General features: G+C 63.7%; 18 protein-coding genes and 1 pseudogene. 18 read left to right on the forward strand and 1 reads right to left on the reverse strand.

The window, feature by feature from the left end; all coding sequences use genetic code 11:
* The 9 genes from A2J03_RS15080 to trmD all read left to right on the forward strand — a co-directional run.
* Positions 1-1,419: [protein-PII] uridylyltransferase (locus A2J03_RS15080; protein ID WP_082897849.1), on the forward strand; the 1,419-nt coding region annotated here is incomplete at its 5' end.
* Between the two features lie 196 nt (positions 1,420-1,615).
* Entirely contained in the window at positions 1,616-2,452 is an 837-nt protein-coding gene (locus tag A2J03_RS15085; protein ID WP_068375418.1) for a M23 family metallopeptidase, read from the forward strand.
* 104 nt (positions 2,453-2,556) lie between these two features.
* A complete protein-coding gene (gene ffh / locus A2J03_RS15090; protein WP_068375458.1) occupies positions 2,557-4,113 on the forward strand; it encodes a signal recognition particle protein in 1,557 nt (518 codons plus the stop codon).
* Positions 4,114-4,118: 5 nt separating this feature from the next.
* On the forward strand, positions 4,119-5,204 hold the full coding sequence (locus A2J03_RS15095; RefSeq protein WP_068375421.1) for an amidohydrolase family protein: 1,086 nt from the start codon (positions 4,119-4,121) through the stop codon (positions 5,202-5,204).
* Positions 5,201-6,034 (forward strand): CPBP family intramembrane glutamic endopeptidase, encoded by an 834-nt coding sequence (locus A2J03_RS15100; RefSeq protein WP_068375424.1) that lies wholly within the window; start codon positions 5,201-5,203, stop codon positions 6,032-6,034. The genes A2J03_RS15095 and A2J03_RS15100 overlap by 4 nt, the downstream gene beginning before the upstream one ends.
* Positions 6,035-6,203: 169 nt before the next feature.
* Complete coding sequence (gene rpsP, locus A2J03_RS15105; RefSeq protein WP_068375428.1) at positions 6,204-6,695, forward strand: 30S ribosomal protein S16; 492 nt, start codon at positions 6,204-6,206, stop codon at positions 6,693-6,695.
* Positions 6,692-6,934, forward strand: coding sequence for an RNA-binding protein (locus A2J03_RS15110; protein WP_003939023.1), 243 nt, complete (start codon positions 6,692-6,694; stop codon positions 6,932-6,934). Before rpsP ends, A2J03_RS15110 begins: the two co-directional genes overlap by 4 nt.
* An 8-nt stretch (positions 6,935-6,942) precedes the next feature.
* On the forward strand, positions 6,943-7,473 hold the full coding sequence (rimM, locus tag A2J03_RS15115) for a ribosome maturation factor RimM (protein WP_068375430.1): 531 nt from the start codon (positions 6,943-6,945) through the stop codon (positions 7,471-7,473).
* Between the two features lie 6 nt (positions 7,474-7,479).
* Positions 7,480-8,160: a tRNA (guanosine(37)-N1)-methyltransferase TrmD gene (trmD, locus tag A2J03_RS15120; protein ID WP_068375434.1), complete on the forward strand. Its 681-nt coding sequence runs from the start codon at positions 7,480-7,482 to the stop codon at positions 8,158-8,160.
* On the opposite strand, the gene A2J03_RS15125 is transcribed toward trmD, so the two are convergent.
* On the reverse strand, positions 8,157-9,113 hold the full coding sequence (locus tag A2J03_RS15125; protein WP_231912547.1) for a serine hydrolase: 957 nt from the start codon (positions 9,111-9,113) through the stop codon (positions 8,157-8,159). The two genes, trmD and A2J03_RS15125, sit on opposite strands and share 4 nt — an antisense overlap.
* A gap of 64 nt (positions 9,114-9,177) precedes the next feature.
* Here A2J03_RS15125 and A2J03_RS15130 point away from each other — a divergent pair, with 64 nt between their 5' ends.
* The 9 genes and pseudogenes from A2J03_RS15130 to A2J03_RS32075 form a co-directional block, all read left to right on the forward strand.
* A complete protein-coding gene (locus tag A2J03_RS15130) occupies positions 9,178-11,493 on the forward strand; it encodes a Tex family protein (RefSeq protein WP_068375440.1) in 2,316 nt (771 codons plus the stop codon).
* 68 nt (positions 11,494-11,561) lie between these two features.
* Complete coding sequence (locus tag A2J03_RS15135; RefSeq protein ID WP_068375460.1) at positions 11,562-12,416, forward strand: hypothetical protein; 855 nt, start codon at positions 11,562-11,564, stop codon at positions 12,414-12,416.
* A gap of 130 nt (positions 12,417-12,546) precedes the next feature.
* Entirely contained in the window at positions 12,547-12,888 is a 342-nt protein-coding gene (rplS, locus tag A2J03_RS15140) for a 50S ribosomal protein L19 (protein WP_068375443.1), read from the forward strand.
* A 97-nt stretch (positions 12,889-12,985) separates the two neighbouring features.
* Positions 12,986-13,768, forward strand: coding sequence for a signal peptidase I (lepB, locus tag A2J03_RS15145; protein ID WP_068375446.1), 783 nt, complete (start codon positions 12,986-12,988; stop codon positions 13,766-13,768).
* A gap of 14 nt (positions 13,769-13,782) precedes the next feature.
* Positions 13,783-14,523: a ribonuclease HII gene (locus tag A2J03_RS15150; protein WP_082897851.1), complete on the forward strand. Its 741-nt coding sequence runs from the start codon at positions 13,783-13,785 to the stop codon at positions 14,521-14,523.
* A 39-nt stretch (positions 14,524-14,562) separates the two neighbouring features.
* The gene (locus A2J03_RS15155; protein ID WP_068375452.1) at positions 14,563-14,868 is read left to right on the forward strand and encodes a DUF2469 domain-containing protein; all 306 of its coding nucleotides are present in this window, start codon (positions 14,563-14,565) and stop codon (positions 14,866-14,868) included.
* Between the two features lie 8 nt (positions 14,869-14,876).
* Positions 14,877-15,035: a hypothetical protein gene (locus A2J03_RS31120; protein ID WP_197480789.1), complete on the forward strand. Its 159-nt coding sequence runs from the start codon at positions 14,877-14,879 to the stop codon at positions 15,033-15,035.
* A 200-nt stretch (positions 15,036-15,235) separates the two neighbouring features.
* Positions 15,236-15,574: a histone-like nucleoid-structuring protein Lsr2 gene (locus A2J03_RS15160; protein WP_068375455.1), complete on the forward strand. Its 339-nt coding sequence runs from the start codon at positions 15,236-15,238 to the stop codon at positions 15,572-15,574.
* A 277-nt stretch (positions 15,575-15,851) separates the two neighbouring features.
* Positions 15,852-15,961 (forward strand): annotated as a pseudogene (locus A2J03_RS32075) (YraN family protein); the annotation flags it as partial.

The raw sequence follows: 15,961 nt of genomic DNA on the forward strand, positions 1-15,961 counted from the left end.
CCCGGTCTGATCATGAGAGTCGCTGCTGCGTCGGCTCAGACCGGCATGCCGATGTCGGCGTCGACTCTGAACCGACTGTCGGACAGTGCACCGGAGCTGCGCGAACCATGGCCGAAGGAAGCACTGAACGACTTGCTCGTCCTGCTCGGGTCGGGACGGCGCGCCATCGCAGCTGTCGAAGCGCTTGATCGAACCGGTCTGTGGGGTCGACTGATCCCCGAGTGGGGCGCGGTGCGCGATCTACCGCCACGCGACGCCGTCCACACGTGGACGGTGGATCGGCATCTCGTCGAGACGGCGGCCTATGCATCTGCGTTGACCACTCGCGTCGCGCGGCCGGATCTCCTTGTGCTCGGAGCTCTCATTCACGACATCGGGAAGGGTCGAGGGGGCGACCACAGTGTTGTCGGCGCCGAGCTGGCAACACAGATCGGTAACCGGTTGGGTCTGTGGCCCTCCGATGTCGCGCTGCTCAGCGCGATGGTTCGGCATCACCTGCTGTTGCCGGACACCGCGACGAGGCGAGACCTGGATGATCCGGTGACCGTGGAGACCGTCGTCGACACGCTCGGCGCCGATTCGGTGTTGCTCGAACTCCTCCACGCGCTTGCCGAAGCCGATTCCTTGGCCACCGGGCCGGGGGTGTGGGGTGATTGGAAGGCGTCGCTGATTCGGGAGTTGGTCAGACGGTGCCGCATGGTGATGGCGGGGGAGACACTGCCGACGCCCGATCCGCTCGATCCGGCGCACGTGGCTCTCGCCGAGAAGGGTGGCGTCCACGTCGACCTTCAACCGACGGATGGCTCCCACACGTACGTGGTGACCGTGGTCGCGCCGGATACCCGTGGGCTGCTCTCCGATGCGGCGGGCGTCCTCGCGTTGCATTCGCTGCGAGTGTTGTCCGCGTCCCTCGGCAGTCACGATGGTTCGGCGGTGAACTCCTTCGCCGTCGCGCCACTGTTCGGGGCCCCGCCGCAGGCCGGTCTGCTGCGACAGGAAATCATCCGCGCTCAGGCGGGAGAACTCGATCTCGTGGCGATGCTCGACGCCAAGGAGCAGGACGCATTGCCGGTGCCGCTGGACGACGAGACCGATTCCTCGGTTCCTGTCGTGTACGCGCAAGCTCCGCCTCGGGTGCTGTGGTTCGACGGAACGGATCCGGGGCAGGTCGTGCTCGAACTGCGCGCGGAAGACCGTCTCGGGCTCCTGTGCCGTCTGGCGACGGCGTTGGAGTCGCTCGGTGCCGATGTTCGATGGGCTCGTGTCGCAACACTCGGCACCTCGGTAGTGGATGCGTTCTGCCTCGATCTGCGCGGTTCGGACAGTCGCGCGACCCGCGAGGAAATCGAGCGGGCGATCCTTGCGGTCGTACCAGCCCCCGAACCTCCGAAACCGCCGGAGAAGCCCGACGGAACGTAGCGAGGTCGTCGTTCACCGTGCCGGACCGGTCATGTATGTGAGTTTTCATAAAGATTCGGTTACGGTGTCTTCGGGCGAGATCATTTTGTTATGTTGCTCGCCACCGAGACATGCATGAACGAGAGCGCAACGGTTCTGGAACGCCTGTACGCAGGCCGTCACAGAAGCCTCGCCGACGACTGATGAGGTACTAACTGTGGGAGCCCACCGCCGCTCGAACAACGAAGTTCCGGCTGCACCGGCTACGAACGCTCCGGATACGAACGCTCCGCGCGGACGTCACCGGGCCAAGGAGTCCTCCAGAGACTCGGGGATGAAGACCGCCACGATCGTGGCGGCCACCGGAGCGATCGTTGCAGGCGCAGCGCAGATCGGTACCGGCACCGCCGCGGCGGCGCCGGTACCGCCGCCGGCGGCACCCGCCGCAGGATTGCCGTTCGAGCTTCCCCAGAACTTGCTCCCTGCCGGATTCGAACTGCCGGCCGGCATCACGCTCCCCGAAAACTTCGAGCTGCCTCCGGGCGTCGAGATTCCCAACACTCCTGAACTGGCCGCTTTCGGACTTCCCGACGTCGGCGCCGCAGCCCAGGATCTCCTGCAAGGGCTGAAGCCTCTCGGGGCCACGGCCGTCCAGCCGGTATCAGGTGTTCTCACTTCCAGTTTCGGTCAGCGCTGGGGTACCCACCACGGTGGCACCGACATCGCTGCGCCGATCGGTACCCCGGTCCTTGCCGCGGCCGATGGCCAGGTCACGGCCGCAGGGCCTGCGTCCGGCTTCGGTCTGTGGGTGAAGGTCCTGCACACCGACGGCACCGAGACGGTCTACGGACACATCGATTCTTTCTCGGTGGCGCCGGGGCAGCACGTCACAGCGGGCCAGCAGATCGCAACGGTCGGCAACCGCGGCCAGTCGACCGGCCCGCACCTGCACTTCGAGGTGCACGATGTCTCGGGTGTGAAGGTCGACCCAACCGAGTGGCTGGCGACGCGGGGCGCGGCCGTCACGTGGAGCGACGCAGCGCGCAACGCCTGAGGAGGGCCTCGCTGTCCACGCGCGGACCCGTCGGGCGCTAGTCTGGAGCCGAAGTTCCGCTTTACCAACAGGCTCGACTCTCTATCGGCTCAGGAGTGCAATCGGTGTTCGAATCCCTTTCCGACAGGTTGACCGGAACCCTCAAGGACCTGCGGGGCAAGGGCCGTCTCTCCGGTGCCGACATAGATGCCACGGCCCGCGAGATCAGACTCGCATTGCTCGAGGCGGACGTGGCGCTGCCGGTCGTCCGCGAGTTCATCACGCGCATCAAGACCAGGGCGAAGGGCGCCGAGGTCTCCGGGGCCCTCAATCCCGCTCAGCAAGTCGTCAAGATCGTCAACGAAGAGCTCGTGGGAATTCTCGGTGGCGAGACCAGGCGGCTGACGTTCGCCAAGACGCCTCCCACCGTGATCATGCTTGCGGGATTGCAGGGATCGGGTAAAACCACCCTGGCAGGAAAGCTCGCCAAGTGGCTGCGCGATCAAGGTCATACGCCGCTGCTCGTTGCCTGCGACCTACAGCGCCCAGGGGCGGTCAGTCAGCTGCAGATCGTCGGAGAGCGTGCAGGCGCAACGGTATTCGCGCCGCATCCGGGGACATCCATCGGCGGGGGCGAGAACGCGCTCGGTGTCTCGGCTGCGGATCCGGTCGAGGTCGCGCGCGCCGGTGTCGCAGAAGCCCGCAGCAAGCAGTTCGACATCGTCATCGTCGACACGGCCGGTCGACTCGGCATCGACACCGAGCTGATGAATCAGGCCGCGGGTATCCGCGACGCGGTGGAACCCGACGAAACCCTGTTCGTACTCGACGCGATGGTCGGCCAGGATGCTGTCAGTACAGCGCAGGCCTTCCGTGACGGCGTCGGCTTCACCGGCGTCGTACTGACCAAGCTCGACGGTGACGCGCGTGGTGGCGCCGCATTGAGCGTCCGTGAAGTCACCGGTGCGCCGATCATGTTCGCGTCGACCGGTGAGAAGCTGGAAGACTTCGATGTCTTCCACCCCGACCGTATGGCCAGCCGCATCCTCGGAATGGGTGACGTACTCAGCCTCATCGAGCAGGCCGAGCAGCACTTCGACGCCGAGCAGGCCGAGGCCACCGCCAACAAGATCGGCTCCGGCCAACTCACCCTCGACGACTTCCTCGAGCAGATGATGGCCGTTCGAAAGATGGGGCCGATCGGCAATCTGTTGGGCATGCTGCCCGGTGCAGGACAGATGAAGGAACTGGCCAACGTCGACGAGAAGCAGCTCGACCGGGTTCAGGCCATCATCCGCGGTATGACGCCGCAGGAGCGTACCGATCCCAAGATCATCAATGCGTCGCGGCGCTTGCGCATCGCCAACGGATCCGGTGTGAAGGTCTCCGACGTCAACCAACTCGTCGACCGCTTCTTCGAGGCTCGCAAGATGATGTCTGCGATGGCCGGCCGCATGGGAATGCCCGGCGCACGCAAGCAGGTTCGCAGCAAGAAGGGCAAGAAGGGCAAGAAGGGCGGTCGCGGCCCGACGCAGCCCAAGATCCGCGGAGGCTTCCCGGGTATGCCCGGTGGCATGCCAGCAGGGATGCCGGACCTGTCCGGAATGCCGAAGGGTCTCGATCAGATGCCGCCCGGGCTCGAAGGCATCGACCTGTCTCAGCTGAAGTTGCCGAAGAAGTAGGCCACGTGGCGGACTCCTACCTGATCCGGGGCCGAGTCCTGCCCTCGGGCAGCCCCGTCGAACTGTGGATACGGGATGGCCTCATCTCGCTCGAACCCGTGCCCGGTGCCGAGGTCGTGGCCGAGGACGGTTGGATCCTCCCGGGACTGGTGGACGCGCATTGCCACGTCGGCATCAAATACGGTGGCGGTCACGAGGATCTGTCCGGTGCCATCGCGCAAGCCGAGATCGAACGCGACGTCGGGGCGCTACTGCTGCGTGACGCCGGATCGCCCGTCGACACACGCGAACTAGACGATCACCCGGATCTTCCGCGGATCATCAGAGCCGGCCGGCACATCGCCTCGCCCAAGCGGTACATCCCTGGACTCGCCATCGACATCGAGGACGAGTCGCAACTGCCGGACGCTGTTGCACAGCAGGCGCGTATGGGTGACGGCTGGGTCAAGCTCGTCGGTGACTGGATCGATCGCAGAGTGGGCGACCTGCGACCGCTCTGGGACGACAAAATCCTGCGGACCGCGATCGATGCGGCCCATGCCGAAGGGGCGCGGGTCACCGCCCATGTGTTCGGCGAGGACGCGCTGCCCGGGTTGATCGAAGCAGGTATCGACTGCATCGAGCACGGCACGGGACTGACCGACGAGACCATCACGATGATGGTCTCGCACGGTACTGCGCTGGTTCCGACGCTCATCAACATCGAGACATTCCCCGACATTGCGGCGTCGGCGACGAAGTATCCGGTGTACGCCCGGCACATGCGGGAGTTGCACGCCAGGGTTGCCGAGACCATCGGGCGGGCGCACGACGCAGGGGTGCCCATCTATGCCGGGACCGATGCAGGTGGATCGATCCGTCACGGTCGCATCGCCGACGAGGTCGACGCACTCACCCGGATCGGGATGAACGCGACGGAGGCGCTCGGTGCAGCGAGCTGGAGCGCACGATCCTGGCTGGGGTGGCCAGGAATCGAGCACGGCGCCCCGGCAGACCTTCTGATCTACTCCGTCGATCCCCGCACCGGCCCCGACGTTCTGTCCACGCCCGATGTGATCGTGCTGCGCGGTGTGCCGCGACGGACGCGATGACGTCGTCGGACTCGCCTGACCAGGAACAACCGCCGAGTTGGGCCGGGATGGCGCCCATGAACCCGGTGCATCACCCGACGTCGGGTCTGTCCGACGGGTACTGGCGCGCCGAGGTCGCCGCGTCCCGGCGTCGTCCAGGGCAGCGGTGGGGGATCCCTGCGGCTGGGGCCGTGCTGCTGCTCAACCTCGCAGGATTCCTCGTGTTGCCACTCGTTGTGGACACCGATATCGCCGGCGTCTACGTGCTGGCGATCATGATGCCGAGCCTGGTCGCGATGCTTGTGTCCATGCTGTTCAGCTTCTATCGAGGCAACGGCCCCGTCGTGGATTTCGGCCTACCGACGTCGTCGACGGAATTCGGCAGTCAACTCAAATCGGGGTTCGCCTGGGGCGCGGTCGCACTCGGCGGCGGTATCGTTCTCGCGCTCGTCGTGCTCGCGCAGACGGATCTCGATGACCGAGCGCCGCTCGCTGGTCTGTTCGGCATCCCACTGCCGTGGAAGATCGTTCTCGCACTCTGGATCTGGCTCGGCGCTCCGTTCTGCGAGGAGATCATGTTTCGCGGCATGGTGTGGGGCGCGCTCGAACGTCGAGCGACGTCACTCCGGCCGACACGGTTCGCATGGTTGGGCAACAAATGGGTCGTGCTGGTCGTGACCGCAGTCCTGTTCGCACTCTGGCACCGCGAAGGGTGGCGGTTCGCGGTGCTCCTATGGGGCGGGCTGGCCATCGGGATCGCCCGGATGCGGTCAGGATCGGTTGCGTCGTCCACCGTTGCGCATTCGGTCAACAACACCTTGCCGGCGCTCGCTGTCCTGCTGGTGTCGTGACATCCGATTAACTGTCGGTATCGATCGTCTGGCACAATGGGACGCTGTTCGCCCGTCCACCGGTTACGTACCGAACGGCGGTCACAACACCCATCAACGCAAAACCGGGTGCGCAGTCCACGCGCACCGCAGAATTGCGACGTGACCAACTCGAAAGGCTTCACTTTTCATGGCTGTCAAGATCAAGCTCATGCGCATCGGTAAGATCCGCACACCGCACTACCGCATCGTCATCGCCGACTCTCGCACCCGCCGTAACGGCCGTGCGATCGAGACCATCGGCAAGTACGAGCCCAAGCAGGACCCGAGCATCATCGACATCGACTCCGAGCGCGCTCAGTACTGGCTGAACGTCGGCGCGCAGCCGACCGAGCCGGTCGAGGCACTGCTCAAGATCACCGGTGACTGGCAGAAGTACAAGGGTCTGCCGGGTTCGGAAGGCACCTTGCGTGTCGCCGAGGCAAAGCCCTCGAAGCTCGATCTCTTCAACGCCGCGCTGGCTCAGGCCGACGCCGAACCGCTCGGTGACGCCACCACGGCGAAGAAGAAGAAGGCTCCCAAGGCCGACGACGCTGCAAAGGCCGATGACGCTGCAAAGGCCGACGACGCCGCTGCTACCGAGACGGCAGAGACGCCGGCCGCCGAGGCTGCTGAGAAGTGAGTGCCGTTGTCGCCGACGCCGTCGAACATCTCGTTCGCGGTATCGTCGCCAATCCTGACGACGTTCGCGTCGAACTGATCACCGGACGCCGTGGGCGCACCGTCGAGGTGCACGTGCATCCCGACGACCTCGGCAAGGTGATCGGCCGCGGAGGCCGCACGGCAACCGCGTTGCGCACGCTCGTTTCCGGAATCGGCGGACGCGGAATTCGCGTCGACGTCGTCGACACCGATCAGTAGAGAAGTACATGGAGCTCGTTGTCGGCCGTGTGGCGAAGTCACACGGCGTCAAAGGTGAAGTCGTCGTCGATGTTCGCACCGACGACCCCGAACAGCGTTTTGCTGTCGGAGCTGTCCTTCGTGGACGCAAGCCTCGGACGCAGACCGACACCGTCTCGTACACGGTAGAAGCCGCCCGGGACCACTCCGGGCGGCTTCTGCTGCGCCTGAAGGGAATCGACGACCGTGCCGAGGCCGATGCGTTGCGCGGCACACTGTTCGTCGTCGAATCGGATGATCTACCTCCGTCGGAGGATCCGGACGAGTTCTACGATCACGAACTGGAAGGCCTGAAGGTTCGGTTGCTGGACGGCACCGACGTCGGCGTAGTTCGCGAGGTTCTCCATTCTGCAGCGGGGGAGTTGCTGTCGATTCGGCCCACCGATGGGTCCCGTACGGAAATCCTCGTTCCGTTCGTCGCAGCCATTGTCACCTCGGTGGCACTGGCTGACGGCGTCGTTGTCATCGATCCGCCCGAAGGTCTGCTGGACCCGGAGTAGACGCACGTGAAACTCGATGTAGTCACGATCTTTCCGGAATATCTCGCCCCACTGCGCACTGCGTTGCTAGGCAAGGCAATCGACAAGGGTCTGGTATCGCTCGGCATCCACGATCTACGTTCGTGGACCCACGACGTACACAAGGCTGTCGACGATTCCCCGTACGGCGGTGGACCCGGCATGGTGATGAAGCCGACGGTGTGGGGCGATGCGCTCGACGATGTCCTCACCGCCGACTCGCTGCTGGTGGTACCCACCCCTGCAGGCGTGCCGTTCACCCAGCGTGTGGCTGAAAGATGGTCGCGCGAGGAGCATCTGGTGTTCGCCTGCGGTCGGTACGAAGGAATCGACCAGCGTGTGTTCGACGACGCGGCAACCCGTGTCCGGGTCGAGGAAGTCAGCATCGGCGACTACGTTCTGATCGGCGGCGAGGCCGCCGTGCTCGTCATGACCGAGGCGGTCGTCCGACTTCTGCCAGGGGTTCTCGGCAATCAGCAGTCCCATCGAGAGGACTCGTTCTCCGACGGGCTGTTGGAAGGCCCGAGTTACACCCGTCCGGCGACGTGGCGTGGGCTCGACGTCCCCGATGTTCTCCTGTCGGGTGATCACGCTCGTATCGCAGCGTGGCGCGCGCGACAATCGTTGGAACGTACCGAGCAACGACGGCCGGATCTGTTGCAGGACTAGTCGATCAGACCATCCGGGAACAGCATGTTCACGAAACCCGTCAGGGTGTCCCGTGCGTGCCGAGCGCTACTGTCATCGGTCACGTCGACCACCGCTGTGTCCGGGTAGTTGTCCATGTCGTCCTCGTAGTGAATCTCCTCGCGCGAGATCAACGCGACGATGTACCGGTTGTCGACGCCGATCGTTCCGGTGGACAGATGTATCCAGCGATCGGCGATACAGCACATCCAGCCCTGTTTGACGGCGCGGACGGGTTCGGCGGGAAGTCCGTCGACGATTCCGAAATGCTGCTCGTATCCGTCCGTTGCAACAGGGCTCGACTCGCGCAGAAAGCCGATCATGGTTGCCGTCGACGCAGGCGACAGGCCGCCGACGCCGTCGAGCAGTCTCGAGTAATACGCAACGAGTTCTGCCGCCGAGGTCGTGGTGTTCCACCAGAGACCGTCCCACGGGGGCGACGTAGCAGTGAGGCCGTAGCGCTCGGTAACGCGGTTGATGATGTCGATGCCACCGTACTTGTACCAGAGAGTGTTCGCGGCGTTGTCGTCCGAAGATCTCAGCATCGACGCGATCGATTCCATGTCCTCCGCGGACACCGGCACCCCGGCTATCTCAGCGCCGCGCAGCACATCGTCGGCAATGAAGAGTTTCGATACCGATGCGGTCTCGACCTGCTCGGTGTCTCCGCTCGCGAAGTAGTCGCCGGTCCGGCGGTCGAGAAGGGCGAAGTCTACTTGCGCACCGCGACCGACGGCCGATCCAACAGCCTCTGGGATGCGTGCGCCGAGGTCGAGATCGGCGACGGTGTCCGTGTCGGGAAACGGTGACTCGGTGGTGCTGGCAGTCATGCTGCTCGGGGAATCGTCGGGAACGCTACATCCGGAGAACAGAATTGCTACCGCAGCGACGAGGGCCGCACACGAAACTGCCAGGACTTGCATCGGCCTGGACATTTCGAGGTCTCCCACTCTGGTCCGTCGAACTTCGTGTCACAGCCTAGCTGTAGGGTCGTGCGCCGTGACGAGTGCTCTGAAAACTGTGAACAAGCGCATAGCCGAGGAACTCGATGTTCGCGAGGGCCAGGTGGCTGCTGCCGTGGATCTGCTCGACAGCGGTTCGACGGTCCCCTTCATCGCGCGGTACCGCAAAGAAGTGACCGGAATGCTCGATGACGCTCAGTTGCGTCACCTCGAGGAACGGTTGCGCTACCTCCGTGAACTCGACGAGCGGCGCGATGCCGTGATCGAATCCATCCGTGCCCAGGGCAAACTCGACGATGCACTCGAGCAGTCGCTCATGCTCGCCGAAACCAAGGCGCGAGTCGAGGACATCTACCTCCCCTTCAAGCCCAAGCGGCGAACCAAGGCTCAGATCGCGCGCGAGGCGGGCCACCAGCCTGTCGCCGACGCCCTGATCTCGGATCCGAACACCGATCCCGCCGCCTACGACACCGAACAGCTCGACGGTGCGCGCGCCATCCTCGTCGAACGTTTCGCCGAAGATCCCGACCTCGTCGGGGAGCTGCGTGAGTTGATGTGGACGCGGGGAAAGCTGACGTCGACGGTCCGTAAGGGCAAAGAGGACGAGGGCGCCAAATTCGCCGACTACTTCGAATTCTCGGAACCGTTCACATCCCTGCCGTCGCACCGCATCCTCGCGGCGTTGCGCGGCGAGAAGGAAGAAGTGCTCTCCTTGGGCCTCGAACCCGATCAGGACGAGCCGGTTCCTGGAGTTCCGACGATCTACGAGGGTCGTATCGCCGCGAAATTCGACATCGCCGACCGTGGCCGTCCGGCCGACCGTTGGTTGCTGGACACAGTTCGGTGGGCGTGGCGGACCAAACTCCTCGTCACGATGGCGATCGACGTTCGCATGAGGCTCCGCCAGTCCGCCGAGAAGGATGCCGTCGACGTATTCGCCTCGAACCTGAAGGACCTGCTTCTCGCTGCGCCCGCCGGGAACCGCGCGACGATGGGCCTGGACCCTGGGTTCCGCACCGGAACCAAGGTCGCCATCGTGGATTCGACGGGCAAGGTGGTCGACTACGACACGATCTATCCACACAAGCCGCAGGGTAAGTGGGACCAGGCGCTGGCAACACTGGCTGCGCTGGCGGCGAAGCACTCGGTGCAGCTCATCGCCATCGGTAACGGCACGGCCTCGCGCGAGACCGATTCGCTCGCTGCGGAACTCATCGCGAAGTACCCGGCGGCGGGCTTGACCAAGATCGTCGTGTCCGAAGCAGGAGCATCGGTGTACTCGGCGTCGGCGTACGCGTCGAGCGAGCTTCCCGAGCTCGACGTTTCGATCCGCGGCGCAGTGTCCATCGCACGACGTCTCCAGGATCCGCTGGCCGAACTGGTCAAGATCGATCCGAAGTCCATCGGAGTCGGCCAGTACCAGCACGACATCTCGGAGTCTTTGCTCGCTCGGTCCCTCGGTGCGGTGGTGGAAGACGCTGTGAACGCTGTCGGCGTCGATGTCAACACCGCGTCCGTCCCGCTGCTGTCGAGGGTCTCCGGCATCGCCGGCTCGCTGGCGGAGAGCATCGTCGCGCATCGCGACGAGCACGGGCCGTTCTCCAGCCGGACCAAGCTCAAGGACGTGGCACGACTCGGTCCGAAGGCGTTCGAGCAGTGTGCGGGATTCCTTCGTATCTCCGGCGGCGAGGACCCGCTCGATCGATCGAGCGTGCACCCCGAGGCGTATCCGGTCGTTCGGCGCATCGTCGACTCCGCCGGCGTCGGCGTACGCGAGGTGATCGGCAACAGCTCGTTGCTGCGGTCGCTGAAGCCAGAGCAGTTCGCCGACGACCGATTCGGCGTTCCGACTGTCACCGACATCATCTCGGAGCTCGAGAAACCGGGTCGAGATCCGCGACCGGAATTCAAGACCGCCACGTTTGCGGCCGGAATCGAGAAGGTCGCCGATCTGTCTCCGGGTATGACGCTCGAGGGGGTCGTCACCAACGTCGCTGCCTTCGGGGCATTCGTCGATGTCGGTGTGCACCAAGACGGCCTCGTTCACGTGTCGGCCATGTCGCATAACTTCGTGAAGGATCCCCGCGAGGTGGTCAAGTCCGGTGATGTCGTCAAGGTGAAGGTGATGGAGGTCGACATCCCGCGTCAGCGCATCGGGCTGAGCTTGCGTCTCGACGACGAACCGGGTGCTACTGCGAAGGACAAGCCCCGCGCCGGTGGCGAGAATCGTCGTCAGCAGAGTGGGCCGCGTGGCGACAACCGATCCGGCCGCGACAATCGAGGCAAGCAGGCAAGCGCGCCCGCGGGCGGTTCGATGGCCGACGCGCTACGGAAGGCAGGGTTCGGCAAGTAGGCTCGGAGCTCTTCGGGTTCGACTGGAATCGGCGGGGTCGGAAAGGTTTGGATGCCGGCGTGAGATGGCTGGATCACGAGATCATCGCGCACGGACGGTTGCCTCTGCTGTGCTTTCTACTGGGGTTCCTCGGAGGCTTCCTGCTGATACGTCTGAGCGTCAGAATGATTCGGGCCCAGGTGAAGTGGTGGCCGGGCAACATCACACCGGGTGGGCAGCACATCCACCACGTGGTGTTCGGAATCGTGTTGATGCTCGTCTCCGGTATTTCGCTCATCGCGGTGTTCGAAGACGGGACTCAGGAGACCGGTGCAGTGCTCGCTGCGCTCTTCGGAATCGGCTCGGCACTCGTGCTGGACGAATTTGCGCTGATCTTCTACCTGAAGGACGTCTACTGGTCGGAGCAGGGGAGGACATCGGTCGATGCGGTGTTCGTCGCCGTCGCAGGGACCGGACTACTCCTGCTCGGCTTCCACCCGCTGGAGCTACTGAACGTCACCGACATCAGGCGTGACCCGGATCCGCTGATGCGGTTCGCGCTCGTGGCACTGGCGTTCGGTCACCTGGGGTTGTGTGCGGTCGTGCTGCTCAAAGGAAAGATCTGGAGTGGGTTGATCGGGTTGTTCTTCGCTCCGATTCTCGTTGTCGGTGCTGTGCGACTGAGCCGGCCCGGTGCGCCGTGGGCGCGGTGGCGGTACACGCTACGACCGAAGAAGATGGAGCGTGCGCTTCGGCGTGAGCGAACCATCAGACGGCCCGCGATTCGAGTCAAGGTCTACATTCAGGATCTCGTTGCGGGCAAGCCGAGCCTCGACCATGTGCTGACGGCCACCGAGGAAGAACTCGACAGGACTGTCCACGCGGCGCCGGCTCCTGCCGACCCGTCGCCGCCCACCGACGCGATTTCGCGACCTGCCGGGTGATCTGGCATGATGGACAGGTTGCCTGTACCAGGCACAGACCTAATCGGAGTACGAACCAGCCGAGTGCCACGAAGTCGTGGTGCCGCTCGGTTCCTCTACTCGTGCGAAGAACGCAAGGATGGCCCTACCTATGAACACTCTGGACTTCTTGGACAAGCAGTCGCTGCGCAGCGACATTCCTGATTTCCGCCCCGGCGACACGCTCAACGTGCACGTCAAGGTTATCGAAGGCTCGAAGGAGCGCGTGCAGATCTTCAAGGGCGTCGTCATCCGTCGCCAGGGTGGTGGCATCCGCGAGACCTTCACCGTTCGCAAGGTCTCGTTCGGTGTCGGTGTCGAGCGCACCTTCCCGGTCCACAGCCCGAACATCGCGCAGGTCGACGTCCTCACCCGCGGTGACGTCCGACGCGCCAAGCTCTACTACCTTCGCGATCTGCGTGGCAAGGCTGCCAAGATCAAGGAAAAGCGCTGAGAGCAGCGTTACCTCCAGCGTAGAACTCGAGCGCCGCATCGACCGTCACGGTCGGTGCGGCGCTTGTCGTTCCAGAGCGTGCGGCTAATCTGGTGCGGTGTCAGATTCCCCGCAGGATCCTCACGGCCGGTCCGACTCGCACAGCGAGGACGTCGAGACCAGGCGTCGTGAGAAGAAGCCCCGATCTTTCTGGCGTGAGCTGCCCATCTTGATCCTGGTTGCTCTGGTCCTGAGCTTCCTTCTGCAGACATTCATCGCCCGCGTCTATCTCATTCCGTCGGAGTCGATGGAGCCGACCCTGCACGGCTGTGCAGGATGTACGGGTGACCGGATAGTGGTGGAGAAGATCGGATACCACTTCGGAGATCCACAGCCCGGTGACGTCGTGGTGTTCCGCGGCCCGGACTCGTGGAACAGCGAGTTCGTGTCCACGCGATCGTCGAATGCAGTCGTTCGCGGTGCGCAGGAGGTGGGTTCTCTCATCGGAATCGTTGCACCCGACGAGAACGATTTGGTCAAGCGTGTGATCGCCACCGGTGGACAGACTGTCGAGTGCTGCGACGAGCAGGGCAGGGTGCTCGTGGACGGTAAGCCACTCGAAGAGCCGTACATACAGATGGACTTTCCGTTCACTCCCGATGTTCTGACGTGTGACACCGAATTGAAATCCGGGCGGTGTTTCTCGGCCGTCACCGTGCCCGAGGGGAACCTCTGGGTGATGGGCGACAACCGCAGCAACTCGGCCGACTCACGGTTTCATGTGACGGACGAGCTGATGGGCACCGTCCCGGTCGACAATGTCATCGGAAAGGCATTTCTCATCGCGCTGCCGCCCTCGCGCTTCGGCACCCTCGATTCGCCGGACATTCAGGGGCAGTGAGCCGGGGCGCAGCGATGACCGGTACCAGCAGTCGTGTGCGTGGCCGCCCGCCGTGGCCGCCTCGGCCTGTCATCCGCAGGTCGTCGGGCCTGCGGACGATGGAATCTGCCCTCGACCGAAACGGCCTCGGACCCGTTGCCGGCGTCGACGAGGCCGGACGAGGAGCGTGTGCCGGACCGTTGACGGTCGCGGCCTGCGTGTTGGGCCCCAAACCGTACGCTTCGCTCGCCGACCTCGACGATTCCAAGAAGCTGACCGAGAGGCGTCGGGAGGAGCTCTTCCCGAAGATCAAGCGGTGGGCACGCGCATGGTGTGTGGTGTTCATCGAAGCCGAGGAAGTAGATCGAATCGGCGTGCATGTTGCCAATATCGAGGGAATGCGGCGCGCGGTCGCCGGTCTCGGAATGACGCCTGGCTACGTGCTGACCGACGGTTTCAGGGTGCCCGGCCTCCCTGCGCCGTCACTGCCGGTGATCGGCGGTGACGCTACAGCGGCGTGCATCGCTGCGGCCAGCGTTCTGGCGAAAGTCTCACGCGACCGTGTGATGGTCGAGATGGATGGGCGCATTCCCGGCTATGGATTCGCTGTCCACAAGGGATACAGCACGAAGGCACATGCAGCCGCGCTGGCGGAGCTTGGGCCGTGCGAGGAGCACCGAATGTCGTACGCCAATGTTTCCGCGGCCGGAAGTCGGCTGCGAGAGAGTGCCCCGTCCCTGGGCCGAATGGACTGCGACGAGCCAAGTGCGCGATGATTGCTTTTCACGCTATGAGGACAGGATGAGAGAAAACCGATGAGTGCCGAGGATCTCGAAAAGTACGAAACCGAGATGGAACTCTCGCTGTACCGGGAGTACCGAGACATCGTCGGCCAGTTCAACTACGTCGTAGAGACCGAGCGTCGCTTTTATCTCGCGAACTCGGTAGAGCTGATCCCGCACAATGCCGATGGAGAAATCTATTTCGAGCTGCGAATGTCCGATTCCTGGGTGTGGGACATGTACCGCCCCGCCCGTTTCGTGAAGCACGTTCGGGTGATCACCTTCAAGGACGTCAACATCGAAGAGCTGGAAAAGCCCGACCTCAGGCTCCCCGAGTAAAGACGCACGTGACACCGACACTATGGTTGCTGCTCATTGCGTCCGCGATGTACGTCGTCGGCCGTCGTCGGTCCCGCACGAAGCTGGTGATGTTCGCACAGTTGATCGGGGCTGCGACAGTGTGCCTCGTCGTCGGGCAAGTCGTCTGGGCCTTACTTACGCAATGAACGGTACTGGATGAATTGATTTGCTGAAATCCATTGACCTGCACTGCTTTTCCAATTGATTCGGGTTCGAGAAGCGACCGATTCGAGACGCTTGATTCCTGAAATCCGACTGTGGATTTCAGGAATCTTTTGTATTCGGCAGTATTCAGTGGTAGAAACGCCTTTATCAGCATATTCCCTTCACTGTTAGAGGTTCGGACATGGCGCGCAAGACACTCGTCCAAATGATCGATGATGTCGACGGCTCCGTCATCAAAGACGGCCAGGGAGAAACCATAGAATTCGGTATAGGCGGCAACCAGTACCGGATCGATCTGAACCTGAAGCATGCGAACGAATTGCACGAGCAGCTTGCGTTCTGGATCGAGCACGCAGAAAAGGTGTCTGCCCGTCGAGGTCGCAAAGCGCCGAGCGGCCAGGCTCGCGGTAAGGCGGATCTGCAGGACATCCGGACCTGGGCACGTGAGAACGGGCACGACGTGAGCGCACGTGGGCGTATCAGCCAGGAAGTGCAGAACGCATACGATGCTGCTCACTGATCGGTAGAACATCCACTGATCGGTAGAACATCAGCGGTGCCCCGGCGCGCAGGCTCGTAGCCTGTTTGCGACCGGGGCACAGTTGTGTCCGCCGAATGCACATCGGTCCGACACATTCGGCTTCTCGGCGGGCGCACAGTCTGGTTTGTCCACAGGTCCATTCTTTGTGCACAGGGCAATTGTCGACCTGCTGGTTCGCGAGGAATCCGCTCCGGAGGACGTGCACAGTCGCATCTGGGTTCGGCAGTCGGCGAACCGATGACCGCAGGGGGCGACGATGTCGAAGTCGAATTCGGAATTGGGGGCGCGAGGGGAAGCGCTGGCTGCGTTGCACGTAGCCGACAGTGGGATGGAGGTGATCGATCGAAACTGGCGCTGCAGATACGG

Origin of the sequence: Rhodococcus sp. EPR-157 (assembly GCF_001647195.1) — a bacterium.
Taxonomy (GTDB): domain Bacteria; phylum Actinomycetota; class Actinomycetes; order Mycobacteriales; family Mycobacteriaceae; genus Rhodococcoides.